Raw genomic sequence first — 24,314 nt, forward strand, 5'->3', positions numbered from 1 at the left:
CGTCTACGCTGTTTTAAGGTTCTGATCACCGACCAGTGATGGAGAAGCTATGAGTTCATCATGTATAGAAGACGTCAGCGTACCGAATGATGACTGGTACCGAATCACCAATGAGTTATTGAGCCGTGCAGGCATTACCATTAATGGCCCGGCACCGGCAGATATTCGCGTTAAAAACCCCGACTTTTTCAAACGCGTGTTGCAGGAAGGATCGTTGGGTTTAGGTGAAAGTTATATGGACGGCTGGTGGGAATGCGATCGGCTGGATATGTTTTTTAGCAAAGTCCTGCGTGCAGGTCTTGAAAGCCAACTCCCCCGCCACTTCAGAGATACGCTACGTATCGCAACGGCCCGTCTGTTTAATTTACAAACCAAAAAACGCGCCTGGGTCGTTGGCAAAGAACACTACGATCTTGGCAACGATCTCTTTACCCGCATGCTTGATCCCTACATGCAATATTCCTGCGCCTACTGGAAAGATGCCGATACCCTGGAATCTGCCCAGCAGGCGAAGCTAAAAATGATTGCCGAGAAATTGCAATTGAAGCCTGGTATGCGCGTACTCGATATTGGCTGCGGCTGGGGAGGCTTGTCCCAGTTCATGGCGTCACAATACGGGGTGAGCGTGACTGGCGTGACGATTTCAGCAGAACAGCAAAAAATGGCGCAGACGCGCTGTGAAGGGCTGGATGTCACGATTTTGCTGCAGGACTACCGCGACCTGAATGACCGGTTCGACCGTATCGTTTCCGTTGGTATGTTTGAGCATGTGGGACCGAAAAACTACAACACCTATTTTGACGTTGTTGACCGCAATTTAAAGCAAGACGGTCTTTTTTTGCTGCATACCATCGGTTCTAGAAAAACTGACAATAATGTTGATCCGTGGATCAATAAATACATCTTCCCGAACGGCTGTTTACCGTCAGTTCGCCAGATTGCTAACGCCAGCGAGCCACATTTCGTGATGGAAGACTGGCATAACTTTGGTGCGGATTACGATACCACTCTGATGGCCTGGCATGAGCGTTTCATGACCGCCTGGCCAGAAATTGCCGACAACTATAGTGAGCGTTTTAAACGGATGTTCAGTTATTACCTGAATGCGTGTGCTGGCGCATTTCGCGCGCGCGACATTCAGCTGTGGCAGGTTGTGTTCTCTCGAGGCGTTGAACACGGGCTCCGCGTTCCCCGTTAGACAGCATCGCCCCCGAACTCGCGGGGGCTTTTTATTCCGACTTAAACGCCCGCTTCGCCAGTAACGTTACTTATAGCGCTTTCACGCGCGGCCAGTACACGTTCAACCGTATCAACAACGGCCTGTGTTTGCGGGTCAATTTCGATATTGACTCGTGCCCCCAGTTTTTTCTTGCCCAGCGTCGTACGTTCCAGAGTTTCCGGAATCAAATGCACGCAAAAACGTGTCGGTGTTACCTCACCTACCGTCAGGCTAATACCGTCAATACCGATAAATCCTTTGTACAGGATGTATTTCATCAGCGACGGATCCTGAACTTTAAACCACACCTGACGATTATTTTCAGAGGTCAGAATTTTAGATACTTCAGCGGTAGTCATAATATGGCCCGACATCAGATGTCCGCCGATCTCATCGCTGAATTTTGCCGCACGTTCAACGTTGACCAGATCCCCGACTTTCAGGTCCCCCAGATTAGTGATACGCAGCGTTTCTTTCATCAGATCGAAGCTTATCTGGTTACCGTTAATTTCGGTCACCGTCAGACAACAACCGTTGTGTGCCACCGATGCGCCGGTCTCCAGCCCATCTAACATGTATTCAGGTAACTCCACTACATGTGTGCGAAAATTCGGTTTTTCATCAATCGACACCAGTTTCGCGGTGCCCTGCACAATACCCGTAAACATACCTGTAACTCCTGAACTCAATTAAGACATCTCTGCTGTGCACAATAGCAGGTGGAAAATCAGGTTGCCAGCAATGCGCCACTCCCGCCTATTTTTTCACTGGAGAAATACAGATTCCTCGCTACAATAGACTGAAATTTCCCCTGCATTTTCTCCTTGCTGCCATATAAGGCGGCTTTTTTAGTCTCTCAAATAACAACAATATAGTGGTGTACACGTGCAAAAGTATGTAAGTGAAGCGCGTCAGTTATTAGCACTGGCAATTCCGGTGATTCTTGCGCAAATCGCTCAAACCGCAATGGGGTTCGTCGATACCGTGATGGCCGGCGGATACAGCGCGACGGACATGGCTGCCGTTGCTATTGGTACGTCCATCTGGCTACCCGCAATTTTGTTTGGCCACGGTCTGTTGCTGGCGCTGACGCCAGTGATTGCGCAACTTAACGGTTCCGGACGCCGCGATCGTATTGCTCATCAAATACGTCAGGGGTTCTGGCTGGCGGGGAGCGTATCCGTTCTGATTATGATTGTGCTTTGGAATGCGGGATACATTATCCGCTCGATGCATAACATTGATCCTGCACTGGCCGACAAAGCTGTTGGCTATCTGCGCGCACTGCTCTGGGGTGCGCCCGGATATTTATTCTTCCAGGTTGCCCGTAACCAGTGCGAAGGTTTGGCCAAGACTAAACCGGCAATGGTAATGGGTTTTCTCGGCCTGCTGGTGAACATTCCGGTTAACTATGTTTTCATCTATGGCCATTTAGGTATGCCAGAACTGGGCGGCGTAGGCTGTGGTGTGGCAACGGCGGCGGTATATTGGGTGATGTTTGCCGCCATGCTTTCTTACGTAAAACGCGCCCGATCAATGCGCGACATCCGTAATGTCAGTGGCTTCCAGAAACCTGATACCGTGGTGATGAAACGCCTGGTGCAGCTGGGTTTGCCCATTGCGCTGGCATTATTTTTTGAAGTCACGCTGTTTGCCGTGGTGGCGCTGTTGGTCTCCCCTCTGGGGATTGTCGACGTCGCCGGACACCAAATCGCGCTGAACTTCAGCTCATTAATGTTTGTCTTGCCGATGTCTTTGGCTGCTGCCGTCACCATTCGTGTAGGATACCGCCTGGGTCAGGGATCAACGCTGGATGCACAGACCGCTGCCAGAACAGGTTTAGGTGTCGGCGTATGTATGGCGATGATGACCGCCATTTTCACCGTCACATTGCGCGAGCACATCGCCCTGCTCTACAACAATAATCCTGAAGTTGTCACACTGGCTGCACAGCTGATGTTACTGGCTGCCGTGTACCAGATTTCGGACTCAATTCAGGTTATTGGCAGCGGGATCCTGCGTGGTTATAAAGATACGCGTTCCATTTTCTTTATCACCTTCACGGCGTACTGGGTGCTGGGTTTGCCAAGTGGATATATTCTTGCGCTCACCGATCTGGTCGTCGACCGCATGGGGCCAGCGGGCTTCTGGATGGGCTTTATTATTGGCCTGACCTCTGCCGCGGTGTTGATGATGCTGCGGATGCGTTTTCTGCAACGCCAGCCGTCAGCCGTCATTCTGCAACGTGCAGCAAGATAACACCGTAATAGCCGCCGGGTTAAAATGGGCTGGCATGGCAGATATTGATTTGTTCTTTGCTGATGGGATGCACCAGGCGCAATTCGCTGGCGTGTAACATCAGCCGTGACGTCTGCTCCGTGCCAGGCCACTCACGGCCACCATAAAGATCACAGCCCCAGATCGGATGACCCAAATGCTGACAGTGAAGACGTAGCTGATGGGTTCGTCCGGTCTCCGGCATCAGTTGTACCCGCGTCAGGGGCAGTGACCTTCCATCCTTCAGTCGTTGATTGAAGCGCTCAATCACCCGAAAACGGGAGCGCGCAGGCTTACCGCTAATTGCACTAATCGACATCAACGGAAACAGTGCAGGATCTTTGGCAATGGCAGCATCAATCACACCTTCATCCTGTTTAAGGTGTCCACATAACAATGCGCTGTACACCTTAGTCACCGAGCGTTGGCTGAACTGCTGACAGAGCGCAGCATTGATTGCTTTATTGCGTGCAACGACCATCAGACCTGAAGTACCGAAATCAAGCCGGTGCACCAGCGTGCAGCCCGGGTATATCTGTACCAGGCGATAGTGCACTGAGTCGAGATTTTGCGGATTTTTCCCCGACAGACTCAGTAACCCACTGGGTTTATTGATAAGCAGCAGATGTTCATCCTGGCAAAGGATCTCTATTTCATCATGGCACGGCGGAGCAACAAAGGAGTCGAGAATCGTAGACATCAGACAACCAGACTAAAAAGTGGGGGTGGATCATAACGAATTTTCAACCGGTTGGCGAATCAAGCCAGCCCTGCGTCACATTACCTATCAACAACCTGGTTACATCGTTCAACATCCACAGTTGGTAATTCTGCTGAACAGTTCTATAGTCGAGACTGCTTCTCAGTTACAGGATTCACTAATGCGATTTAACGGACTGACCAAAGGTTTCTTCATTTTCATTCTTGCCCTCGTGACCTGGGCGTTTTTCGACGTGTTGTCCCCCTACTTCTCCGCAATCTTGTGGGCTGCAATTCTGACGACTATCTTTAACCCGGTGAAAAACAAACTGCGCAGTGCGCTTGGCGAACGTAACGGTCTGGCATCGTTAATCACTATCGGGATTATCTGTTTGATTGTTTTTATTCCTCTGATGGTGATCCTGTCGTCGTTGGCAATCGAACTGAATGTGGTTTACACCAAGTTGCAGCAAAACAATACACAGTTTCCGGAAGTGGTCAGTTCTATTCTTTCTTATCTTCCTGACTGGGCCAGAGGGTTCCTCGCAGAACACAATCTGGATGATGTCGCGCAGATCCAGAAAAAACTCTCCGACATTGCGCTGCAGGGCGGGCAGTACCTCGCAGGCAGTGCTTTCCTGATTGGTAAAGGAACCTTTGGCTTCGCCATCAGCTTTGGCATCATGCTGTACCTGCTGTTTTTCCTGCTGAAAGATGGACCGTATCTGGTGCGTCAGATTCTGGATTCCTTACCGCTGTCCGATTTTGCCAAGCAGCACTTGTTTGCCAAATTCGTGGGTGTCACACGGGCGACAGTCAAAGGCACGGCGGTTGTCGCTGTCGTACAGGGCACGCTTGGCGGCATTGCTTTCGCCATTGTCGACATCGACGGCAGCATTTTGTGGGGCGCACTAATGGCATTTCTCTCGCTGGTGCCCGCGGTTGGCTCGGCAATAGTCTGGGTCCCCGCCGCCATTTTCCTCTTCGCCACCCACCAGCTGTGGCAAGGGCTGTTTATTGTCGGATTTTTCGTCATTATTGTCGGACTGGTGGACAATATCCTGCGCCCGTTACTGGTAGGAAAAGACACCAAAATGCCGGACTACCTGATATTGATTACCACTCTCGGTGGGATGGAGATATACGGTATCAACGGTTTTGTGATTGGCCCGTTGATCGCCGCGCTGTTTTTGGCCAGTTGGAATCTGTTCTCCGGACGTGACCATGAGGGCAACGTAGAAGGTATCGATGAAGCGTTCATGGAAGAAGGAAAAACCCCTCCAGATTTATGATGGCATGACGATAACAAGGGGCGGCCTCGGGTCGCCTTTTGTTTTCACGCAAAATCATACGTTTCCTATAATTTCAATCATGCTTATTCATTAATCGTCGCAGAAGGAACGAAAAAGTGCGAATAGCCACAATCACCAACTGGGCTTACAGTGCGACGGTATGCCTGACCATTGCCTCCGGTGTTGTTATGCTGATGGCATCCGGAGCAGACAATACTGAACGTCAGGTGGTAGAGCAGCGGTATAAATTTGATCAGCTAACCGAAGAGGTAGAGCTCGATGCCTGGTCATTGTCCGATTTAGCTCGCGAGTACGTGATCGCTAAAGATCCAGAGGCGCTGAACGCCTATCGTCAGAAGGCGTCGTCGCTAAAAGCGGTTGAGCTGCGGTTAACAAAATTAAAAGACGTCGGTGCGACAGGTGAAGAACTGGCGCTGCTGCATGAAGGATTACAAATTGTCGATGCGCTACAGGAAGAGCAAGCAACGGCGCTCGCCAGTATGGCCCGCGGAGAAACGTCACAGGCTATCGCGCTGCTCTACGGCAAAGCCTATGAACAGGAGCTGGAACGGGCGCAGGTGCGGATAGATCATTTCCGGCAGTTGCTCGATAACCGTGTACGTAACAGCATTGACGATGCCACCAGGACATCCCGCATACTGCGTACGCTCTCTGAAGTTATGGTCGGATTAACCGCGCTGCTGTTTTTGTTTGTCCTCGGCTTTATTTTGAAACGTCGCGTACTGCGTCCGGTTGTGCGTCTGAGCGACGTGGTTCACCGCCTCGCCTCGCAGGATTACGCCGTAGAGACGCCTAACTTTAATCAGATTGATGAGATTGGCGACATGGCGCAAGCCATTCGCATTTTTCGCGAGAACGGCCTTGCGCGACAGCGGCTGGAGAAAGAGCGGGATGCCGACTGGGCGATCCGCGAACTATTGGCTCGTATGACCCAGCGTTTACAGGGCTGCGAAAACTTTGCCGATGTTATCAATGTCGCACAGCTTTTTGCCCCGAACATTGCCCCAGGCGTTGCCGGGCGGCTCTACATTCTTGACCGGGAGGCCTGGCACATGCGCTGTGCCGCCGAGTGGCTCTCTCCGCAAGGCAAAGCAGACTCTTTCCATCCGGATGAATGCTGGGCTGTGCGCCGTGGGCAAAGTCATCCTCCCGTGCAGGGCGAGCCGGATATCGCCTGCTACCACCTGCCTGAGTCCTGTCAGGATCATACCCTGTGCGTACCGTTGCTCGCCCAGGGTGAAGCCATCGGCTTGCTCTCATTCCAGAATCTCAGCGACAATTCTGCCCCTTCCCGTGCTTATCTGGAGCTGCTGGCCGAGGCACTTGGACTGGCATTGGCCAACCAACGTCTGCGCGATGCACTACTGGAAAAAGCGCTTTATGACCCACTGACCGGCCTGCGCAATCGCCATCACCTTGAAGACACTCTGCGCACCCAGATGAGTCAGGCTGTCCACAACCAGGAACCGATCAGTTGCCTGATGATCGATATTGATCACTTCAAAAGCATCAACGACCGTTTTGGTCATGAGGCAGGTGATGGTGTGATAAAAAGTATCGCTGCCATTATTCAGCGCGTTGTTCACGACCACGGAATGGCCTTCCGCTACGGTGGTGAAGAGTTTTTGGTTCTACTTGCCGGTATGGATGAAGAAGCGGCCAATCGCTTTGCGACGGACATTTATAACGGCGTACGCGAGTTGACGCTCAGCTTTGGCGTCTCTGATATCGGTCACGTTGATGTATCTATTGGTGTCGCCAGCTACCCGCAGCACGCCCAGAGCGATAACCTGTTACGTGCCGCGGATGTCGCGCTGTATCGTGCAAAAGAGCTGGGACGTTCGCGAATAGTGAGCTTTGGGATGCTGGAAGCGAGCTAAAAAGCGGTGCGTAAGTCCAGACGGGTACTTCCTAAACTATCCCCCGAGGAAGTACCCCCATTAATGGGTATATTCATCGATAAGTGACTGGTGAGTTTTCTGGATTACATCCTGAATATAGGCAGTTGCCTGCTCACCTGGCACACCTGCAGAAGAGAATTTTATACAGGAGTCAAGACTGGCGTAACTGTCTTTTTTATACTGGCACCAAAGTTTCAAATTATTAGCACGTAAGCGTCTAAATTTAACTAACTGTATTCGGCCAGGCGGTGAAACTTTGTGTATGCTTCTTATTCTGCGCAGACCTGAAAGTGCCGTGTTTCTAATTAGTGCACGCTGGGCACAATATAGCATCTGGCTGGCGCTAAATTGAAGCGTTGCACTCGCCTGATTCCAGGCAGCAATATCGATAAGGGGATTATCTCCGAACCAATAGTGATGATTAAGTTCATATACATTTTGTAGTAAGCGGTGGCTATATTTAAACATTATCGCATAATGCTGTAATTTCTCGACGTATTCATTCTCATGCCACCGTTCTGCCAGCGCAATCTGCTCAGCAAACTGGTGCTCCATAGCACTGGCATTCTTAATGTGCTGTGCAATAATCCAGGCACTTGCTTCTTGCTGAGCGCGCTCTGCACCCTTCATACTTGCGGCGATTTTATCGTAGACGTCGCGATTGCTTATCATCGTACGCAAAAAAGGATCGTTACTCCGTTTTTGATAAGGCGTTCCGTAGCCATAGGTTCCCGGCAGCAGACTATCAGCATCGACAAACGCATCCGTAACCACGGTTAATCGGCATTCTGGCAATAAAAAATCATTTGGCGAAACGGTCTGCGGATCACGTCCATCGGTAAACAGTTCCAGACCGAGTCTGGAAAAAAATGTAGCGACAAGCTCAGAACAAAATGCGCCCCGCGTTCCTTTATCAAAACGGCAGGACTCGATTGCTTGCGCAACATGTTTTGCCAGTAAATGTGGAAAGTCTGGTAGCGTTATGGCCTCAAGAAGTCTCGGTACAGCTGAGTAGGTTTTATAAAAATCATTTTCTTGTAGATCTTTCGAAGCCTGAATCATCCTGGAGAGATCAATATTTTCGCATTCAGGATGGCGCAATAAAATCCATTCTCTCGGATTTTCGGGGATGCAAATAACCTTTTCAGCAGTGGAATGCCCCCCAGGATACAGACGCATTGGCAATAAAAAAGTAAATCCAACCCCCGATGTATCCGATTCGGCAAGATATAGACTTTCAATGCCTGAATCACCACCATGAATCCAGATAGCGGCATGAGAGTATGGTCCGCCGCTCGCTTTCACAATTAGTGAACTGAATGGACTGTTTCCACAAACTAACAAAACGTCACCTGGACGCAACTTTTTCTCCCACAGCAATGGCCCACTACTTTGCAATGCTGCTAGATCGAGTTTCACAGGAACTTCTTTATGCATTGTACTTCCTTGTCGAAAGTTATCACCATGATTACAAAGGGATTTCCAAACATAACAATGGGTACCCTACCCGTAAAGCCAAAATGATGTTGCCACCCCGACCGGGCAGAGCATTACTTTACCTCAGCGCCTGGCAGTGATATGTTGATTTGATGAATATAAAACACGATTGCAACGGTTTTAACCACCAGCGTTGGTGGCTGCCTTCTTAAAGGCGGTCAGAATGTGTTTATCCATTTTTAAATAACCGCCGAAAGGCGGTTATTTGCATTTTGAGACCCCTTTCGGTTTTATGCTTAAGGAGTCTTCTATGTACAACAAATCCATCATCCTTACCGGCGACCGTCCTACTGGGCCATTGCATCTTGGCCACTATGTAGGTTCCCTGCGCCAACGCGCGATACTGCAACACGATTATCAGCAGTTTGTTCTGGTCGCAGACCTGCAAGGTCTGACCGATAACGGCAGCAATCCACAAAAGATCCAAGATAACATACCCGAAGTGCTGGCCGATTATCTCGCTGCAGGTATTGATCCCTCACTCACCACCTTTTGTTTACAATCGGCACTACCTGCCCTTGCCGAACTCACCGCACTGTATATGAATATCGTTACTGTGGCTCGCGTCGAGCGTAACCCAACGGTCAAAAATGAAATTGCGCAAAAAGGTTTCGCCCGTTCGCTGCCGGTCGGTTTCCTGGTTTACCCGATCAGCCAGGCAGCAGATATTACGGCGTTCAAAGCCAGCCTGGTACCCGTCGGCGACGATCAGTTGCCGATGATCGAGCAAACTAATGAAATCGTACACAAGATGAATAGCCTGTTACCGGCCCCCGTTTTGCATCATTGTAAAGCTATGTTAAGCGAAACCAGCCGTCTTCCGGGTATTGACGGCAACGCCAAGATGTCGAAATCACTTGGCAATACGCTGCTCCTGTCGGCAAGTGAAGAGACTATCCATCGCGCCGTCGGCGCAATGTACACAGATCCTAGCCACCTAAAAGTATCCGATCCGGGGCAAATTGAGGGCAATGTTGTGTTCACCTATCTGGATGCTTTTCATCCGGACAAGGCCAAAGTCGCAGAAATGAAAGCGCATTATCAGCAAGGAGGATTGGGTGATCGGGCATGTAAAAATGAGCTGGAGATGTGCCTGCAAGAACTCATCGCGCCAATGCGTGAGCGTCGGGCAACCTATATTCAGGATAAAGGTATGCTGATGGCGATGCTTAAAAAAGGCAGCGAGCAGGCCTACGACATCACACAGCAAACGCTAAGAGAAGTAAAACAAGGATTGGGGCTGTCGGTATTTTAATCTGGATTGATGTCCCTCCCGGTGGAAAATAACCGCCGGGAGGGATGACTCTTTTTAGGTATATTTTCCGTTATGTTTTTACCAACACTACACGATAACACTTGGCAGTGATTAAATTTCGCTCTGCTAAATGTAAATAGCGTTCCTAACTATTTACATGATCTGCACATAGCACAAATACATAATCAAAGAGGATGAGTAATCTCTATCCTTCCTCGCCTTTTCCACCCTTATAAAGTCGATTATATAACCTTAGCGAGTTTTAAAATGATTAACCGTAAAGCCACTGCATTATCTCTGACTGCGATTAGCATTTTATTTTCATCCGCTGTCTTTGCAGATGATTCAGGCAGTGTTAGCGACCAAATGACGGTAAAACTGACCGTAGAAAAATCCTGCAAGGTCAGCGTTGATGATATGGATTTTGGTTCTCACGGCAGTAATGATGGGGCGGTTACCGCTTCAGCCAAAGCTTATGTCACTTGTACTAACGGCACCGGATATAGGCTCGGAACGGATAAAACGCATGATTTCGAAATGAGCTCTAACGATACCGCCGACACCACAAAAGTAGCCTATAGCCTTTCAACCGACCATCCGGGTGGTACCTCCCTGGTGGATAACGGCATTTCAGGCATCGGTACCGGTGAGCAGCAGGCACTACCTATCTTCGGGAAAGTAACGGCAAATGCCCTGAAACAGGCCCCGGCTGGGGACTATACCGATACCGTAACCTTAACTGTAACGTATTAATTCATTCTTAAAGGTGCAGCATATGAAGCGGTTTATTTTATGGGCAGGCATGAGCATTGTTGGTCTGGTCTGCACGGTGAATTCATACGCTGCCACCCTGCAGGTTTACCCGGTAACGCTGGGATTCTGTGGAAATGAATCTGCTCAGGCCATATATGTACGGAATACCGGTAGTGCCACTATTGGGGCGCAGATCCGCGTTTATGCGTGGCATCAACAGAACAATAAAGATAACCTGACCGAGACCCAGGACGTAATGGTTAGCCCTCCCATGACCACGATCCCAGTTTCTCGTCAGCAATTGGTTCGGGTTATCTTAGCAACGCCAGACAGTGGTGATACCGAACAGGCCTACCGTATTATCGTTGATGAACTCCCCGGCGAAAATAATATGGCTGATAAAGATGGGGTACGTTTCCTGCTGCGTTATTCCATTCCCGTATTTGTCAATTGTAAAGATACCCAACCCATCAGTAGCCAACTGGCTATATCAATCGATCGTTCTGCCCATCCATTAATGTTAAAAATAAAAAACAATGGTGCCCAGCATGTTAAATTAAGCGATGTTTTCCTTGTTTCGGGCACAAAAAATGTTGCCATGAGCAAAGGATTACTCGGTTATGTATTACCGCATAGTGAAAAGGAATGGCCGTTACCGAATGGAATAACTACTGCGTCATCTTTATCACTTAATTTGAATGACAATGCTAAAACGCAGATCGTTAAAATTATACCTTAAATCCGTTATTGTTTTTTTATTGGTATGTCCCACAGTCCAGGCTGCGGAAAATGAGACGCTGTATCTGACTGCAACGATAAATGAGCAACCGGTTAAGGGGTTTATTAAGGCCAGGAACATCAATAACAAACTCTATATTGCTGGTCAGGATATGGATAAACTTAACCTGAAAGTGTCATCTCTGCCGGAGCAAAAAGGTTATTTTGATATCAGTTCACAGGATGGCCTCAATGTTACTTTCGACAACCTTAATCAAAGCCTGACCATTACCGCCAGTAAAAACTGGCTCGACAAAGAAAGCCATCTTTCCAGCAGCAATGGTTCGCGCCTTATCCGTACGTCCGAGTTGTCACCCGAAGTGCGGGGGCTCGCGTTAAATTACGATTTATTCGCCAGCAACGAAAACGGCGTACAAGAGACTTCAGCTTATAGCGAGTTTCGCACCTTTGGCGTTGGCCCTGGTTTTTTCTCCACATCCTTCAATACGCAAGAGTCGAGCAGCAGCAACGAAGCGCAAACGGGAACGCATCGCCTGATGAGCAACTGGAACTACGAAAACGTGGATAAACTGCTCACACTCAGGCTCGGGGATGGTTATACATCTGCACAATCATGGACGAATAGCGTCCGTTTTGGTGGCATTAGCCTTGCACATAACTACAGCACTCAACCCAACTTTAACACCTCATCGCAGGATATTCTGACCGATAGCGTCGTGCTACCGTCCACCGTTGATCTGTACGTCAAAGGTATCAGAACCTCTTCGCAGAAGGTTCAGCCCGGGCAATTTACGCTTAACACAGCACCGGTTTTTACTGGCAGCGAAGGTGCGCAGGTGGTAATTACCGATGTGAATGGTAAACAACGCGTGGTGGACTTGAATCTCTACGGCACCAATCAACTCCTTTCGGATGGGCTAACAACTTGGGGCATGAGCCTGGGCTGGGTACGGGAAGATTACACTTACCGTTCTTTTGGCTATGATCCTCAGTTGGTCGGCGTGGGCGACTGGCGTCACGGCCTGAACGACACCACCACCGTCGGCATGCATACCGAGCAGAGTGGCTGTCTGCATAATCAGGGGGTAGGTTGGGATTATTTGCTCTCTCCGTCGCTGGGTACACTTCATGCTAATGCAGCCGCCAGTCGTTATCAGGCGAACAGTGGTAACCAATGGGGTTCCGGCTGGCAGTGGAACAATCAGATCTTTAATTTCTCGCTCTCACACTCACAGGCCAGTCGGGGGTTTCGCGATATTTCATCCATAGCGGATAACGACATTGCCAGCCGTGAAGATTCTGCCTTTGCCAGCATGTCGTTTGATAAGACGGGTACTTTCGGTGCGAGCTGGGTCAGCCAGACATTCCCCGAGTATGCGGAACGCTATCTGGGAATCTCCTGGTCAAAAAGTTTTGAAAATCAGGTTAATCTTTCATCCAGCATCACACAATCACTTGGCGACGAACACAACACCACCGTGTACGTCACATTCAGTATTCCGCTATTTCGTCATCAGGATTACCTCTCGCTGCAGAATAATCATGATAAAGACGGAAATTCCGTGCAGGCCAACCTGTCGCACTCGCTGGAATCCAATAAACCGGGCTGGGGCTGGAATCTTTCTGCGCAACAAGGCAAGAATCAAAACATCCATGCCAGTCTCCAGCGCCGTAACACCTGGAGCGATCTGGCGTTAGGCTACAATCGCGATGAGCAACAGAATAACGACTACGGCTCAATGACCGGTGCCGTGGGTTTGTTTATGGGGCATTTCTACGCCACCCGCGAACTGGGTAGCGCTTTCGCCCTCGTCGATACGGCGAAGGTAGCCAATGTGCCGGTTTATCTGGAGCATCGCCCGGTTGGTCATACGGATAATAATGGTATGCTGTTCCTAAATAACCTGAATCCCTATCAGGCAAACCATATCGATATCGACCCTCTCGGTCTCGATGAAGACTATCGCGCGCCCTACACCAATGAAATCCTGATCCCACAAACCGGGCGCGGCGCCGTCGCCAGCTTTAACATTTATCGCACGCATGCCGTTCTGCTAACCGTCACAACACCCGATGGCAAATATGCGCCCTTCTCTGCAGAAGTTAGCGTACGGGATCGTCATGGGCAGACACCTGCTCTGGGCACTGCGCAATCCATTGTCGGCTATGAAGGTAAAATTTATCTGGAAGATCCCCCGGCTGGCGGAGCGCTGCGCATTCAATGGGCATCTTCTTCATGTTCTCTAAAACTGCCGACGCAATTTAGCGCTTCTCGGTCAGTGGAGAAAATAAACGCACTATGTCAGTAATTCGTTCACTCTGGTTTCTCATCCTTTTCGTGGTACTGATATTTACATTCAGTCCAGTCGCCGTGGCAGCTAACTGCTGGAACGGCAGCCCCGCAGGGCTGGATTTTGGTACCGTAACCGCCGGACAAACTGGCACCACCGCAACCCGACTTTCGTTTACCTGCAATAACTACGATGGTCAGGCCGAGTATGTCCGCGCCTGTCTGAAGGTTATGGCGAACAACCCGCTGGCGATGAGCCAGAACGAACCTTCAAGTACCCCGCTCTATTTTTCGGTTTACTCGATTTACGATCAGCATTCGCCGCTAAGTCAAAATAATAACGTCTATGCTCAAATCGATTTTGCCTTGTCGGCAGGCGGGACGGCTGAACATGATATACCGCTTATCGGCAAGATAAATCCCGGTCAGACGAATATCAGCGCCGGGATGTACTATGACTACGCCACGGCAATACAAATTGCCTACACCTCAGCCAGTTCATTGCAAGCGCTCCCGGCCTGTGGCGCCCTGAATGGGACAACCATTACAGACCAGATTCGCGCCTCTGCTACGGTGAAAAATGGCTGTGAGGTGGTCAGCGTGGACGATATGGCATTCGGCAGCAAAAGCCCCGCTCAGGGCGATCTGCTTCACGCGACATCCACAGCGAATATTACCGTCCAGTGCCCAACCGGGACGGACTATTCCGTCAGCATCGGTCATGGTCTGCACCCCGAGGGGAACCAACGCGCACTGTGCCATAACGGTGAGTGCGTAAGCTATGCCCTGTATCAGGATGCTGCCCATTCTATAACGTGGACGCCGGACAACCCGGAAAAGCAGTATTCCGGTGATGGGCAAGCGCAGAGCCTGGTGGTTTACGGTTCAGTCCCACCGCAGAAATGGCCATCGGCAGGCGTGTATACTGACACGGTAGTGATTACGTTAACCTATTAACTCACAAGATGATCGCGACTAATGCGCCGTTCGGTGAGTTAGCGACATATCCAGCGGATGTGAGCTTACTTAGCGGGTTAGATGTATTTGTCGACGATCAATCCAAAATGGGCTAGCGTCTAATGAATGGGCGTACTGTCTGGGAAACGCTTCGTTTCGTGCTGACTCAACCGCGTAGTTGCCATATTAGTACCCTTTACTTTCAAGGACCCACTCGCGAAGATTTGGAGCATTAGGGACGGAATCTGACAGCACTAAACCGAGCGGACTCACCTCCGCTTCTCACTTGCCCCAGCAGCACCGTGCTGTATGGCTATGCCGATGTCTAACCGGTCCTGCTCTGAGGAGTTCGCTATGACCACCTTTTATCAACTGACAGCCACCAGCCTGCACGGCCAGCTTATCTCTATGGCTGACTATGCTGGCAAGCTGGTTCTGGTGGTAAATACCGCCAGCCATTGTGGCTTCACGCCACAATACGCAGGTCTGGAAGCGCTTTACAAAAAGTACGCGGCCCGGGGACTGGTGGTCCTTGGCTTCCCCTGCAACCAGTTCGGTAAGCAGGAACCCGGCAACGCCGACGAAATCGCGCAGACCTGCCACGTCAACTACGGTGTAAGCTTCCCGATGTTTGAAAAAGTGGAGGTTAACGGTGCCGCTACGCATCCGGTATTTCGTTATCTAAAAGATGAATTGCCCGGCATACTGGGGGGACGGATAAAATGGAACTTCACAAAATTCCTTATCGGACGCGATGGCAAGCCGCTAAAGCGTTTTGCTCCGTTCACTACCCCAGAAAAAATGGAAGCCGTCATCATTGCCGCACTTGAAATCTAGGTATTCTTATCATTTGAACCGTCAGCCTGGTGCCAGGAGCGGACATTCCGTACTTTTGCGTATGTGGCCAAAATCGGTATGGCACTACATATCCCACTCCGCTAGCGCTGGATTGCGTATTAAGTCTGCCATGGTATCCGGCACTACTGGACTGGTTACCGGGTAGTTATTGGAAACCATCCACGTATTGAATAAGCCGATCATTTGATTTGTATCGTTTTATAATCTGTAATCTGCGATTTGTTCAGGCAAAAGATCAGGCATAGCAATAGTTCGCCCCTCATCATCAGCAAATTCAACCATGTAAGCCAGATATGGTTTTTCATGTATGAATACTATGGTACCCAACATGCCTTTAGTTAACCCTTCATCCGGCAAATCTTCCGCTAATACAACCACTTCAAACTCTTCTCTTCTCATGGACTACATCTCATTTAACAAAAATCGTTGTCATGCGTGGAACTGCAGCATCAGGTTCATATATCCAACCGCTGCGTACTATCACTGTCTCACCGTTAACGCCTAATATCGGCATATCTACGGCCATTCGTTGTCCGTGCTGGTTCGCGTCCAATACTTTAGCTGGGGCGGTTAATATGCCCTCCTGGACTCTACTCGCTAACACGACTGAATTTGTCGGGTTATACCCCAACGCTGACTGGAACACCCTCGCTTTATGCCCTCCAGTTGGATGAGTAGGGTCTAAAGAGTAAGTAGATAGTTTTCTGTAATCTACAACGGCGTGTTCAGCATTCAGTAATGTCCCTGACTCAGAGATAAAACTCTTTAAAGCAGGAGGTCATTGCCTTAAATCCGCACTTGGAATGCGGGCTTTTCACTCAAACCGTACAGCGGGTCTCTCTGGTGGAAGATAATCAATCACTTGGTCTGATAGCAACGCGGGCAGAGCAATTGTTCGGCCTTCCTCATCACAAAACTCAACTAGATAAGCGAGTGTCGGGTTTTCAAATACAACGACTATCGTCCCGATCATCCCTTTTGCTAAGCCTTCCTCAGGCAAGTCCTCTGCTAAAACTACCACATCAAGTTCGGCTCGTTTCATCATGAGTTCTCTCATTTCACAAAAATAGTGGTTAGTCTTGGTACTAACGAACCTGTTTCATAGATCCAGCCCGTTCGGACTGTCGCTGTTTTGCCATTTATCCCTAAAATTGGCATGTCTACGGCCATTTTTTGCCCAAAATTAATTGGGTCTAGCATCTTCGCTGGCGCTGACAATACTCCCTCCTGAACTCGTGCACCTAAAACGTCAGCATTCGTTGGGTTATAACCCAACGCTGACTGGAACACCCTCGCTTTATGCCCTCCAGTTGGATGAGTAGGGTCTAAAGAGTAAGTAGATAGTTTTCTGTAATCTACAACGGCGTGTTCAGCATTCAGTAATGTCCCTGACTCAGAGATAAACCCCTTTAAAGCAGGAGATTCAAACGTTGGGATTTTGCTTAATGACGATAGCTCTTCTAGTTCTTCAGTGATGTTAACTTTTCCCATCATCAGCCCGGCTGTGACAGACGCAGCGGTAATTAATAACCCTTTGTTGTCCATGACCTGATCGTAGCCTGCTGGCGCATCACCACCGAGCTGCTGTACGGTCTGATGGAATCCCTCAACATTGCCGTTGTAGATACCACCCGCAGCCAGAAGACGTCCGGCAGCTTTACTGTTAATCGTTCTATCCGCCTGGGCGCGTTGTATAGGGGCATCGGCATAGTGATGTTTAATGGTCGGAGGCGGCTTTCTTCCCTGATGCTCGTTTAGGCTATATTCGTAGATTTGACGCACTGCCTGCTGAAAACCCTCACTGTAGGTATCCATGAAGCAGTCATAAATCAGATTACTGTCATCATCGAAATAGAACGGATTGCGGAAGTGCTCCCATTTTTCGCTGGTGTCAACGCCAACCATCCCGCCGTGTTCCAGATTCCATTTCACCTCATCATAGAGTCCGTCGTATTCAGTAAGACGCTTGCGTTTGTAGGGTTGTGTCGCGTATCGGTGGTAAACCCCTCTCTGTCGCTTCGGGACGCTGTGAGGCAGAATGCGGTTGCACTGGTCGTATTCCAGGTAATCCAGTTCATAAAAGATGCCCGCCATATCCAGCGCATCTCGTGGCGACAGAATGAACTGAATATCACCAGGAGCCAGTTCTCGCTCGGCATCCCACCTCATGTAAAGAGTGAACATTCCGTTTCTTCCTTATCCCATGTGTTTTATAAGGACTCTCTCGTTAACGCGGCGAAAAATCAAATGGTTTGGTTTTTGTGGTTGAGTTAATTTGGGACTGCCGGAGGGAGCGACCACCGCCTCTGCAGCACAATATTGCTGCTCAAAGCCGCCTGTCGATGTCTGGTACACAGTTACTGCATAACAGGCGGCTTCGTGCCATAAACTGGCGTCGGTCATATCCGGTTGCATTAATAAAATGTGCGAATCAGCCGAAAAATTCAACACCGCCGTGAACTGCCAACCGCGTTTTCTGCGAAGGCCAGTCCTTCATCTTCCCAGCCAGTGAGTCCACCAATCATTATCTTGACTGCCAGGCCAAGCTGAGCCAGTTTCAGTGCAGCTCTATCGGCTCCGTTGCAGTGTGGCCCGGCGCAATAGACGACAAACAGCGTATCATCAGGCCATTTATTCATCATGTCTGCGGTGATCATTTTGTGTGGTAGATGAATGGCGTTGGGAAGATGGCGACGAGCAAAAGATTCCTGGCTGCCAACGACATGCAACAGCACGAAGTCCACTTCTCCTGCATTCATGGCTGCGTTGACATCCGAACAGTCTGTTTCCACGCTAAGGCGGCGGGAAAAATGACTGATAACTTCAGGGGCACTGGCGGCGGGGATCGCTGTTACTGAACTCATGGTATTTCTCTCTTGTTGTAGTGTGGTGTACTGTGTTACCTCTTATCTCACCAGATATCAGCTACCTCCACCGCTACCAACCATGACAGAAATCGCCAGGATTATGACAACAGATCCCCGCCCGCAGGTCGTCGTTCTGGCTTACGACGGGCTATGTACTTTTGAATTTGGCATTGCCGTAGAAATCTTTGGTCTGCCACGCCCTGAACTGAAAGAAAACTGGTATCGCTTTGCTGTCGCTTCCATTGATGATGGCGAATTGCGGGCAACGGGTGGAATAAGGGTGATGGTGGATGGTGGGTATGAGTTGCTTGAACAAGCGGATATGCTGGTAGTTCCTGGTTGGCGCGGAGTTCAAACTCCGGTACCTGAAGCGCTTTGTATTGCTCTTTGCCAGGCTCACCAGCGCGGTTGTCGTATCATGTCTATTTGTTCAGGCGTGTTTGTCCTTGCCGCCGCAGGTCTGTTAAACGGACGAAAGGCGACAACACACTGGCGATATACTGACGAGTTACAGCAGCGTTACCCGGAAATAGAAGTGGTCAATGATGTGCTGTACATCGGTGATGACAATTTGATGACATCAGCTGGCAGTGCTGCTGGTATCGACCTTTGTCTTCACGTAGTGCGCAGCGACTACGGCCTTGAAATTGCCAATAATGTGGCACGCCGGCTGGTGATCCAACTTCATCGTGATGGTGATCAGTCTCAGCAGATAGCACATCCTGTCGCTCGTGCTCAGGAAAGCCGCCGTCTGGGTTTATTATTTGACTGGCTGCATACACATATCGCCGAGCCTCATACCTTAGAAACCATAGCGAATCGTGCAAGTATGAGTCCACGCACCTTACAGCGCCGTTTTCTGGAAGCTACAGGGCTAACTCCTACTCAGTGGTTGCTTGAAGAGCGGCTTAAACGTGTGCAACTAGCATTAAGAAGTAGCAGTCTAAGCATTGAACGCATTGCAGAACAAAACGGATTTGGTAGCGCAGGCACGCTACGGCATCACTTTCAGAAACGATTTACTATCAGTCCGCAGGTCTGGCGCAGGCAATTCAGGTCAAGCCCTTAATGAACTGAGTTTGAGATCCTGCGATATTTCTTGCACTTCTGCCTGGTGAGTGATGTCCGCCCTACATCAATTGAAAGAACGCAGATCGATCTCTTCCTGCCAGCAAGAGAGTGACCGCGATACTGCTTTTGAGGTCAGGCGTTCAAAGGCGTCGATTGCGAGGTAAAACACGTAGTATCCCATACCTCCTGTCGGCAATTCTTCGATAATTTTTCTTACCGGTGACCGGAAAGACGGCGCTCAAGGTTGGTCTGAACCTGCGGCCACTCATCATCGATTATGCTGTACCGTATGGAGGTACGCTTTCGACCATCAGGCATAATTCGTTCATTTCTAATGATACCTTCCTGGACCGCACCAATACGGAGAATGGCAGCCTGAGAGCGCTCATTCAATACATCAGTCGTAAACTGAACGCGAACACACTTAAGTTGCTCAAAGGCATATCGCAGCAGTAACAGTTTACTCTCGGTATTTGCAGCTGTTTTTTGCCAGCTTTGTGAATACCAGGTGTGACCAATTTCGAGCTTTCGGTTTTCGCGATCAATCTTCCAGAAACGCGTTGACCCAATGACACGTTGGTCGGATGAGAGCGTTACAGCAAACGGCATGACGGTGCCTTCGGCCTGCCCCTTCAGGGCTTTCTGAATGTACGAATCAGCAGTGTCAGCAGATGGAACTACCGTAAATGACAGAGACCAAAGTTCCCCATCTTCAGCCGCATCAATCAATAGCGGAGCATCCGTCTTAAGCAGAGGACGGAGCGTTACAAGAGCCCCTTGTAAAGTAGGCGTCATATTTGTGGCCTCACAGTTCTTTTGTGTAGATGGATTGGGCTGCATAATCTTGTACCGAATGACTTACTATGCTCCGTTTGCATTTAATAATCGACTCATTAAGGGGCTATTACCTGCTCACCGTTTATAATACATGGCAATATAAGTAATTCCCCCGTGCGTGACTCACTTCCACTATTCGCTCACTACGGACCGTGCCGGGTAGGAATCAGCCGGTGTTCTATTGTTTCGCCAAATATTTCCGCATCAGTGCATTTTGTAGTGTCACGCCACGACACACAGGGAAACCTCGTTCCACGACATGAAAGCCGTGCCGTAGGAAGAATGCTTCCGCAGCCTTACTGACATTTGAAGTAAGTTCACCCATTCCACGTTCTCTGGCTTCTTCATGAATACGGTCCATCAGTAGCGTCCCTACGCCCTGTCTCGGGTAGGCTCCCGAGACATAGAAATGGTCAATGTACCCATTGGGCTGAACATCCGCATATCCAGCTATTTCACCCTCCACTTCAACAACAAAGGGACGTAGTGCCCTCATGCGATTGGTCCAGTGGTCCGGGTCGATATCTGATGGGGCCCAGGCAGCTATTTGTTCATGTGTGTAGTAGTGGGATGCGAGGGTATGTACAGAAGATAAAAATACGCTGAATAACGAAATTTCATCTCCATTTCTGAACCTTCTGATTTTCATATAACCTCGTTATGAGCGTGGTTTGTAGAACAATATCATTACTTTTCATAATGTTCTATTTTCCAGGCTGACCATGCGATCCCGACATTTTCTGCTTCGAAATCTGGATAACCCTAGCTTCTGAGAATCTCATGTCCATTTATCGGTGTCGGTTCTGGGTTAAGATAACCGCCTCTCCGTTCTGGCTGTGGTTAATGATATGAATCTCAATCGTTGTTGTTATTTGCTACTGGTCTGCGCTGCGGCCGGTAGCCTTTTTGCCCCACATCCGTTGCTAATATGGGGCCTGCTCGCCAATATATTGACGCTGGCGATTTACGGCGTGGATAAAATGGCAGCGCGTAAGGCCTGGCGCAGAGTGCCGGAATCCACGTTGCTGGTATTTGGCGTTGTAGGCGGATGGGCTGGTGCTATTGTCGGCCAACAACTCTTTCGCCATAAAACACAAAAGCAGCCCTTCAAAACTTACTTCGTCATCAGTGTGATATTAAGTACCTCCGCTATGGTGGCCGTGTATCAATTCTTTCCATTCTCACTTTCCTGAACATCACTTAGGGATAGCGCCCGCACCTTGCGCAACCTTGGCGTGTTGGATTATAACCAAAAGCATCGTTAGCGTGCCTGTCCTGATGTACGCACTCTATACTCAGCAACAGATCGTCAACATTAAGGATGGGTATGAAAAAGCTGTTGCTGGTTCTCTTGGTGTTAACTGCATTTGCAGCCAATTCTATCCTCTGTCGTATTGCTTTAAAGAATGGGTATTCGGATCCTGAGACGTTCAGCGTGCTGAGACTACTCGGTGGTGCAGTAACGCTGTTTATCTGGCATATAGCCCGGGGAAAACTGAAAGACATACGCTGGAAAATCATCGATGCCCTGTTGCTGTGTGCCTATGTATTATTCTTCTCAATCGCGTATGTTCAGCTCAATACCGCAACAGGCGCATTACTGCTATTTGGCGCAGTGCAGATCTGCATGATTAGCTGGGGATTAATTAAAGGCGAAACACTTAGCGGATACAAAGCCACCGGGATCGTCATTGCCATTGGGGGAATCATTATGCTGCTGCTCCCCGGCGCAACCGCTCCCCCTTTTATACCTGCCCTGACGATGGTTGCTTCAGGCCTGGCATGGGGAGCTTACTCTGTGCGAGGGAAAAACATTCTCTCTCCTGCCGGGACGACTGCGGGAAATTTCATTCTGAGCCTTCCGGTTATTCTCATTCTGAGTCTGGTACGACAGGAACCCGTGCATACTGACGCCAACGGCGTCATCCTTGCCCTGCTCTCCGGCGGACTGGCTTCTGGTGTGGCTTACGTACTTTGGTATCAACTTGTTGCCAGTATGTCTTCCGCAACCGCCAGCACACTTCAGTTGAGCGTGCCCTGTATTGCTGCGGTAGGTGGGGTGCTATTTCTTGGCGAATTGCCTGATTTGAGAATTCTGGTATGCACACTGATCGTTCTGGCTGGCATAGCCATTGTTATTTCATCCGATCGAACACAGAGTAAGAAATCAGCACGGGGATAACATTGAGGAGTCGCAGCACCGTGCTTCGGTGTTTTGACTCACCACCCACATGCACCCTGTCACGCCCTTTGCGCGATAATCAACTTGCTTAATTACTCTGCGATTACACAGGAAAAAACAATCAACCTAAAACTCAAATACATACATATAAATCAGTAAGATAAAAAATTGCAGTGACAGTTAATAGCGGGTTATAGCAGCTATTAATGTGTCCCTTTTCATGTCCCTGCCCTTAGAAATGCCCCCAAATTTGCCCCCAAAAACTCTCCCATCCATCTGTTAAGGTCATATCAATGGTGCCCCTCAGCTCCACGCCTGGCGCGGAGTAAACGCATCCGTGTAAGTGCACAATTTTCCTATGCCACTAAAGCAGCGAGTTCCCATCGACATTCAGTCAGCTTTATACGCCAGCCACTCGCGCCAGACATTCTCAGGATCAATATCGCGGTAGCCGCGCTCTCTGATTATATCCTCAGCTGCTTCGGCCGACAGGCGGATGGCTGTAGCGCCATCTCGGATAGACTCAACCTCATCGCGGATCAATTCCCGCCCCATGTCCTGTTCTTTATCAATCAGGACGACGATCAACGCAGGGATAAAAACAATCTTCATACTGATAAGCCTCTGAAATATTCGCATACCACTGTATCACTGACAATTTTGATATAGTTCAGTAATCGTTAATTTATTACCAGGACGGGTATCATTCATGTCATTACAAATCCGTGAAGCCACACCGGCCGACGCGATGTTGCTTAATGCGCTGGGCTACCGCATCTACCGCGCACACTTCGAACATCTGTGGGAGTCTGAGTCTGAACTGGAAGCTTTTTTAGCAAGCGAATTTTCTCTGGACGAACTGGAACAGAGCCTGAAAGAGCAAGCGGTTTGTTGGTATGTTGCAGAGACCGACAGACCAATTGGTTTTGCGAAAGTGACCTATGAAAGCAGCATCCCTGATACGAATATATCAGGGATGCTGCTTAACAAACTCTATCTTGATCCTGCTGACACCCATAAAGGTTACGGTCAGGTCATGTTTGACACCGTCAAAGAGCTGGCCCGGGCCAGGGGGAAAGACTTTGTATGGCTGGAGGTTCTTGAACAGAACGAACGCGCCTGTAATTTCTACCGCAAACAGGGCATGACCTTAATTAAAAGCGACTATTTCAAAACTGCTTCACAGCAGAGCGTCATCAGGATCATGGGGATCACTGTCTAGCGTGTGACCGGCCGCTCCGTGCCAGGAGCAGACGCTTCTTAGCTAAGAATCAAGTCTTAAAATATGCTTGCATTTCTTATCATTGAACATTAAGTTCAAAAAGAAAATGACTTTAAAACATAACTAATGCTAGGTGATTAATGAAAGATCTATATTCAAAGGATAACACCGCGTGTGCTGGAGTTGTTAGTAGTGTCGCAGACTTTCTGAATCTTGTTAAAAAATCCAATGGGGAGTGGATTTATGGGAATTTATTCAGGGGCCAAGGCAATACTGAATGGCCTATATTGTCATCTCTGACCAGAAGCATTACTCCTTCAATCAATGAAATAAAAGAAAAGTACGGGGATATAGAATTAAACTCACAAAGATTTGAAG

At 49.2% G+C, this 24,314-nt stretch carries 25 protein-coding genes and 2 pseudogenes; 16 read left to right on the forward strand and 11 right to left on the reverse strand.

Translation table 11 applies throughout. From position 1 onward, the window contains the following. The first annotated feature begins 49 nt into the window (after window positions 1–49). On the forward strand, window positions 50–1,198 hold the full coding sequence (gene cfa, locus NNN64_RS04185) for a cyclopropane fatty acyl phospholipid synthase (protein WP_271440579.1): 1,149 nt from the start codon (window positions 50–52) through the stop codon (window positions 1,196–1,198). Window positions 1,199–1,239: 41 nt separating this feature from the next. Here the strand turns inward: cfa and NNN64_RS04190 are convergent, their stop codons facing one another. Beyond that, window positions 1,240–1,887 (reverse strand): riboflavin synthase subunit alpha, encoded by a 648-nt coding sequence (locus tag NNN64_RS04190; RefSeq protein WP_202038734.1) that lies wholly within the window; start codon window positions 1,885–1,887, stop codon window positions 1,240–1,242. Between the two features lie 217 nt (window positions 1,888–2,104). Here NNN64_RS04190 and mdtK point away from each other — a divergent pair, with 217 nt between their 5' ends. Further along, window positions 2,105–3,478: a multidrug efflux MATE transporter MdtK gene (mdtK, locus tag NNN64_RS04195; protein ID WP_271440580.1), complete on the forward strand. Its 1,374-nt coding sequence runs from the start codon at window positions 2,105–2,107 to the stop codon at window positions 3,476–3,478. 19 nt (window positions 3,479–3,497) lie between these two features. Here mdtK and NNN64_RS04200 read toward each other — a convergent pair whose 3' ends face one another. Next, complete coding sequence (locus tag NNN64_RS04200) at window positions 3,498–4,196, reverse strand: RluA family pseudouridine synthase (RefSeq protein WP_271440581.1); 699 nt, start codon at window positions 4,194–4,196, stop codon at window positions 3,498–3,500. Between the two features lie 181 nt (window positions 4,197–4,377). Between NNN64_RS04200 and NNN64_RS04205 the strand changes: the two genes are divergently transcribed. Together NNN64_RS04205 and NNN64_RS04210 are read left to right on the forward strand one after the other, a co-directional pair. Continuing rightward, a complete protein-coding gene (locus NNN64_RS04205; protein ID WP_271440582.1) occupies window positions 4,378–5,487 on the forward strand; it encodes an AI-2E family transporter in 1,110 nt (369 codons plus the stop codon). A gap of 116 nt (window positions 5,488–5,603) precedes the next feature. Next, entirely contained in the window at window positions 5,604–7,388 is a 1,785-nt protein-coding gene (locus tag NNN64_RS04210) for a diguanylate cyclase (protein WP_271440583.1), read from the forward strand. 60 nt (window positions 7,389–7,448) lie between these two features. On the opposite strand, the gene NNN64_RS04215 is transcribed toward NNN64_RS04210, so the two are convergent. Continuing rightward, on the reverse strand, window positions 7,449–8,846 hold the full coding sequence (locus NNN64_RS04215; protein WP_271440584.1) for a hypothetical protein: 1,398 nt from the start codon (window positions 8,844–8,846) through the stop codon (window positions 7,449–7,451). A gap of 310 nt (window positions 8,847–9,156) precedes the next feature. Between NNN64_RS04215 and trpS the strand changes: the two genes are divergently transcribed. From trpS to NNN64_RS04250, 7 genes and pseudogenes are all read left to right on the forward strand, one after another. Continuing rightward, window positions 9,157–10,161: a tryptophan--tRNA ligase gene (trpS, locus tag NNN64_RS04220; RefSeq protein ID WP_271440585.1), complete on the forward strand. Its 1,005-nt coding sequence runs from the start codon at window positions 9,157–9,159 to the stop codon at window positions 10,159–10,161. A gap of 267 nt (window positions 10,162–10,428) precedes the next feature. Continuing rightward, on the forward strand, window positions 10,429–10,914 hold the full coding sequence (locus NNN64_RS04225; RefSeq protein ID WP_271440586.1) for a Csu type fimbrial protein: 486 nt from the start codon (window positions 10,429–10,431) through the stop codon (window positions 10,912–10,914). Window positions 10,915–10,936: 22 nt separating this feature from the next. Continuing rightward, window positions 10,937–11,653, forward strand: a complete 717-nt coding sequence (locus tag NNN64_RS04230) for a fimbrial biogenesis chaperone (RefSeq protein ID WP_271440587.1) — start codon at window positions 10,937–10,939, stop codon at window positions 11,651–11,653. 151 nt (window positions 11,654–11,804) lie between these two features. Next, entirely contained in the window at window positions 11,805–13,961 is a 2,157-nt protein-coding gene (locus NNN64_RS04235) for a fimbria/pilus outer membrane usher protein (protein WP_271440588.1), read from the forward strand. Beyond that, window positions 13,952–14,899, forward strand: coding sequence for a Csu type fimbrial protein (locus tag NNN64_RS04240; protein ID WP_271440589.1), 948 nt, complete (start codon window positions 13,952–13,954; stop codon window positions 14,897–14,899). Before NNN64_RS04235 ends, NNN64_RS04240 begins: the two co-directional genes overlap by 10 nt. 47 nt (window positions 14,900–14,946) lie before the next feature. Further along, a pseudogene (locus tag NNN64_RS04245) lies at window positions 14,947–15,135 on the forward strand (deoxygluconate dehydrogenase); the annotation flags it as partial. Between the two features lie 118 nt (window positions 15,136–15,253). Next, window positions 15,254–15,736 carry a glutathione peroxidase gene (locus tag NNN64_RS04250; RefSeq protein WP_271440590.1) on the forward strand — a complete coding sequence of 161 codons (483 nt, stop codon included), beginning with the start codon at window positions 15,254–15,256 and terminating at the stop codon, window positions 15,734–15,736. A gap of 219 nt (window positions 15,737–15,955) precedes the next feature. Here NNN64_RS04250 and NNN64_RS04255 read toward each other — a convergent pair whose 3' ends face one another. The 5 genes and pseudogenes from NNN64_RS04255 to NNN64_RS04270 all read right to left on the reverse strand — a co-directional run bounded on the left by NNN64_RS04255 (window position 15,956) and on the right by NNN64_RS04270 (window position 18,621). Beyond that, the gene (locus tag NNN64_RS04255) at window positions 15,956–16,156 is read right to left on the reverse strand and encodes a DUF4926 domain-containing protein (protein WP_271440591.1); all 201 of its coding nucleotides are present in this window, start codon (window positions 16,154–16,156) and stop codon (window positions 15,956–15,958) included. A 10-nt stretch (window positions 16,157–16,166) separates the two neighbouring features. Further along, window positions 16,167–16,532, reverse strand: a pseudogene (locus tag NNN64_RS23210) (DUF6883 domain-containing protein); the annotation flags it as partial. 39 nt (window positions 16,533–16,571) lie between these two features. Next, entirely contained in the window at window positions 16,572–16,802 is a 231-nt protein-coding gene (locus tag NNN64_RS04260) for a DUF4926 domain-containing protein (protein ID WP_271440592.1), read from the reverse strand. Window positions 16,803–16,810: 8 nt separating this feature from the next. Next, on the reverse strand, window positions 16,811–17,941 hold the full coding sequence (locus NNN64_RS04265) for a DUF6883 domain-containing protein (protein WP_271440593.1): 1,131 nt from the start codon (window positions 17,939–17,941) through the stop codon (window positions 16,811–16,813). A 260-nt stretch (window positions 17,942–18,201) separates the two neighbouring features. After that, a complete protein-coding gene (locus NNN64_RS04270; protein WP_271440594.1) occupies window positions 18,202–18,621 on the reverse strand; it encodes a rhodanese-like domain-containing protein in 420 nt (139 codons plus the stop codon). 82 nt (window positions 18,622–18,703) lie between these two features. On the opposite strand from NNN64_RS04270, the gene ftrA reads away from it, so the two are divergent. Continuing rightward, a complete protein-coding gene (gene ftrA, locus NNN64_RS04275) occupies window positions 18,704–19,693 on the forward strand; it encodes a transcriptional regulator FtrA (RefSeq protein ID WP_271440595.1) in 990 nt (329 codons plus the stop codon). A gap of 215 nt (window positions 19,694–19,908) precedes the next feature. Here ftrA and NNN64_RS04280 read toward each other — a convergent pair whose 3' ends face one another. Beyond that, window positions 19,909–20,490: a GNAT family N-acetyltransferase gene (locus NNN64_RS04280; protein WP_271440596.1), complete on the reverse strand. Its 582-nt coding sequence runs from the start codon at window positions 20,488–20,490 to the stop codon at window positions 19,909–19,911. Window positions 20,491–20,710: 220 nt separating this feature from the next. Beyond that, window positions 20,711–21,181 carry a GNAT family N-acetyltransferase gene (locus NNN64_RS04285; protein ID WP_271440597.1) on the reverse strand — a complete coding sequence of 157 codons (471 nt, stop codon included), beginning with the start codon at window positions 21,179–21,181 and terminating at the stop codon, window positions 20,711–20,713. Window positions 21,182–21,380: 199 nt separating this feature from the next. Between NNN64_RS04285 and NNN64_RS04290 the strand changes: the two genes are divergently transcribed. Together NNN64_RS04290 and NNN64_RS04295 are read left to right on the forward strand one after the other, a co-directional pair. Then, on the forward strand, window positions 21,381–21,725 hold the full coding sequence (locus NNN64_RS04290; protein WP_271440598.1) for a DUF1294 domain-containing protein: 345 nt from the start codon (window positions 21,381–21,383) through the stop codon (window positions 21,723–21,725). Window positions 21,726–21,859: 134 nt separating this feature from the next. After that, on the forward strand, window positions 21,860–22,714 hold the full coding sequence (locus NNN64_RS04295) for a DMT family transporter (protein WP_271440599.1): 855 nt from the start codon (window positions 21,860–21,862) through the stop codon (window positions 22,712–22,714). A 390-nt stretch (window positions 22,715–23,104) separates the two neighbouring features. Here NNN64_RS04295 and NNN64_RS04300 read toward each other — a convergent pair whose 3' ends face one another. Then, entirely contained in the window at window positions 23,105–23,326 is a 222-nt protein-coding gene (locus NNN64_RS04300) for a hypothetical protein (protein ID WP_271440600.1), read from the reverse strand. Between the two features lie 97 nt (window positions 23,327–23,423). On the opposite strand from NNN64_RS04300, the gene NNN64_RS04305 reads away from it, so the two are divergent. Both NNN64_RS04305 and NNN64_RS04310 read left to right on the forward strand, forming a co-directional pair. Continuing rightward, complete coding sequence (locus NNN64_RS04305) at window positions 23,424–23,936, forward strand: GNAT family N-acetyltransferase (RefSeq protein WP_271440601.1); 513 nt, start codon at window positions 23,424–23,426, stop codon at window positions 23,934–23,936. 140 nt (window positions 23,937–24,076) lie between these two features. Continuing rightward, on the forward strand, window positions 24,077–24,314 hold a 238-nt coding region (locus tag NNN64_RS04310; RefSeq protein WP_271440602.1), incomplete at its 3' end, for a hypothetical protein.

Source organism: Citrobacter sp. Igbk 14 (genome assembly GCF_028069825.1).
Taxonomy (GTDB): Bacteria; Pseudomonadota; Gammaproteobacteria; order Enterobacterales; family Enterobacteriaceae; genus Citrobacter.

Coding starts and splice junctions, on each gene's coding strand:
- cfa (WP_271440579.1), top strand. CDS start 50: ATGAGTTCATCATGTATAGAAGACGTCAGCGTACCGAATGATGACTGG.
- NNN64_RS04190 (WP_202038734.1), bottom strand. CDS start 1,887: ATGTTTACGGGTATTGTGCAGGGCACCGCGAAACTGGTGTCGATTGAT.
- NNN64_RS04200 (WP_271440581.1), bottom strand. CDS start 4,196: ATGTCTACGATTCTCGACTCCTTTGTTGCTCCGCCGTGCCATGATGAA.
- NNN64_RS04205 (WP_271440582.1), top strand. CDS start 4,378: ATGCGATTTAACGGACTGACCAAAGGTTTCTTCATTTTCATTCTTGCC.
- NNN64_RS04215 (WP_271440584.1), bottom strand. CDS start 8,846: ATGCATAAAGAAGTTCCTGTGAAACTCGATCTAGCAGCATTGCAAAGT.
- trpS (WP_271440585.1), top strand. CDS start 9,157: ATGTACAACAAATCCATCATCCTTACCGGCGACCGTCCTACTGGGCCA.
- NNN64_RS04225 (WP_271440586.1), top strand. CDS start 10,429: ATGATTAACCGTAAAGCCACTGCATTATCTCTGACTGCGATTAGCATT.
- NNN64_RS04230 (WP_271440587.1), top strand. CDS start 10,937: ATGAAGCGGTTTATTTTATGGGCAGGCATGAGCATTGTTGGTCTGGTC.
- NNN64_RS04235 (WP_271440588.1), top strand. CDS start 11,805: ATGGATAAACTTAACCTGAAAGTGTCATCTCTGCCGGAGCAAAAAGGT.
- NNN64_RS04240 (WP_271440589.1), top strand. CDS start 13,952: ATGTCAGTAATTCGTTCACTCTGGTTTCTCATCCTTTTCGTGGTACTG.
- NNN64_RS04250 (WP_271440590.1), top strand. CDS start 15,254: ATGACCACCTTTTATCAACTGACAGCCACCAGCCTGCACGGCCAGCTT.
- NNN64_RS04255 (WP_271440591.1), bottom strand. CDS start 16,156: ATGAGAAGAGAAGAGTTTGAAGTGGTTGTATTAGCGGAAGATTTGCCG.
- NNN64_RS04260 (WP_271440592.1), bottom strand. CDS start 16,802: ATGATGAAACGAGCCGAACTTGATGTGGTAGTTTTAGCAGAGGACTTG.
- NNN64_RS04265 (WP_271440593.1), bottom strand. CDS start 17,941: ATGTTCACTCTTTACATGAGGTGGGATGCCGAGCGAGAACTGGCTCCT.
- NNN64_RS04270 (WP_271440594.1), bottom strand. CDS start 18,621: ATGAGTTCAGTAACAGCGATCCCCGCCGCCAGTGCCCCTGAAGTTATC.
- ftrA (WP_271440595.1), top strand. CDS start 18,704: ATGACAGAAATCGCCAGGATTATGACAACAGATCCCCGCCCGCAGGTC.
- NNN64_RS04280 (WP_271440596.1), bottom strand. CDS start 20,490: ATGACGCCTACTTTACAAGGGGCTCTTGTAACGCTCCGTCCTCTGCTT.
- NNN64_RS04285 (WP_271440597.1), bottom strand. CDS start 21,181: ATGAAAATCAGAAGGTTCAGAAATGGAGATGAAATTTCGTTATTCAGC.
- NNN64_RS04290 (WP_271440598.1), top strand. CDS start 21,381: ATGAATCTCAATCGTTGTTGTTATTTGCTACTGGTCTGCGCTGCGGCC.
- NNN64_RS04295 (WP_271440599.1), top strand. CDS start 21,860: ATGAAAAAGCTGTTGCTGGTTCTCTTGGTGTTAACTGCATTTGCAGCC.
- NNN64_RS04300 (WP_271440600.1), bottom strand. CDS start 23,326: ATGAAGATTGTTTTTATCCCTGCGTTGATCGTCGTCCTGATTGATAAA.
- NNN64_RS04305 (WP_271440601.1), top strand. CDS start 23,424: ATGTCATTACAAATCCGTGAAGCCACACCGGCCGACGCGATGTTGCTT.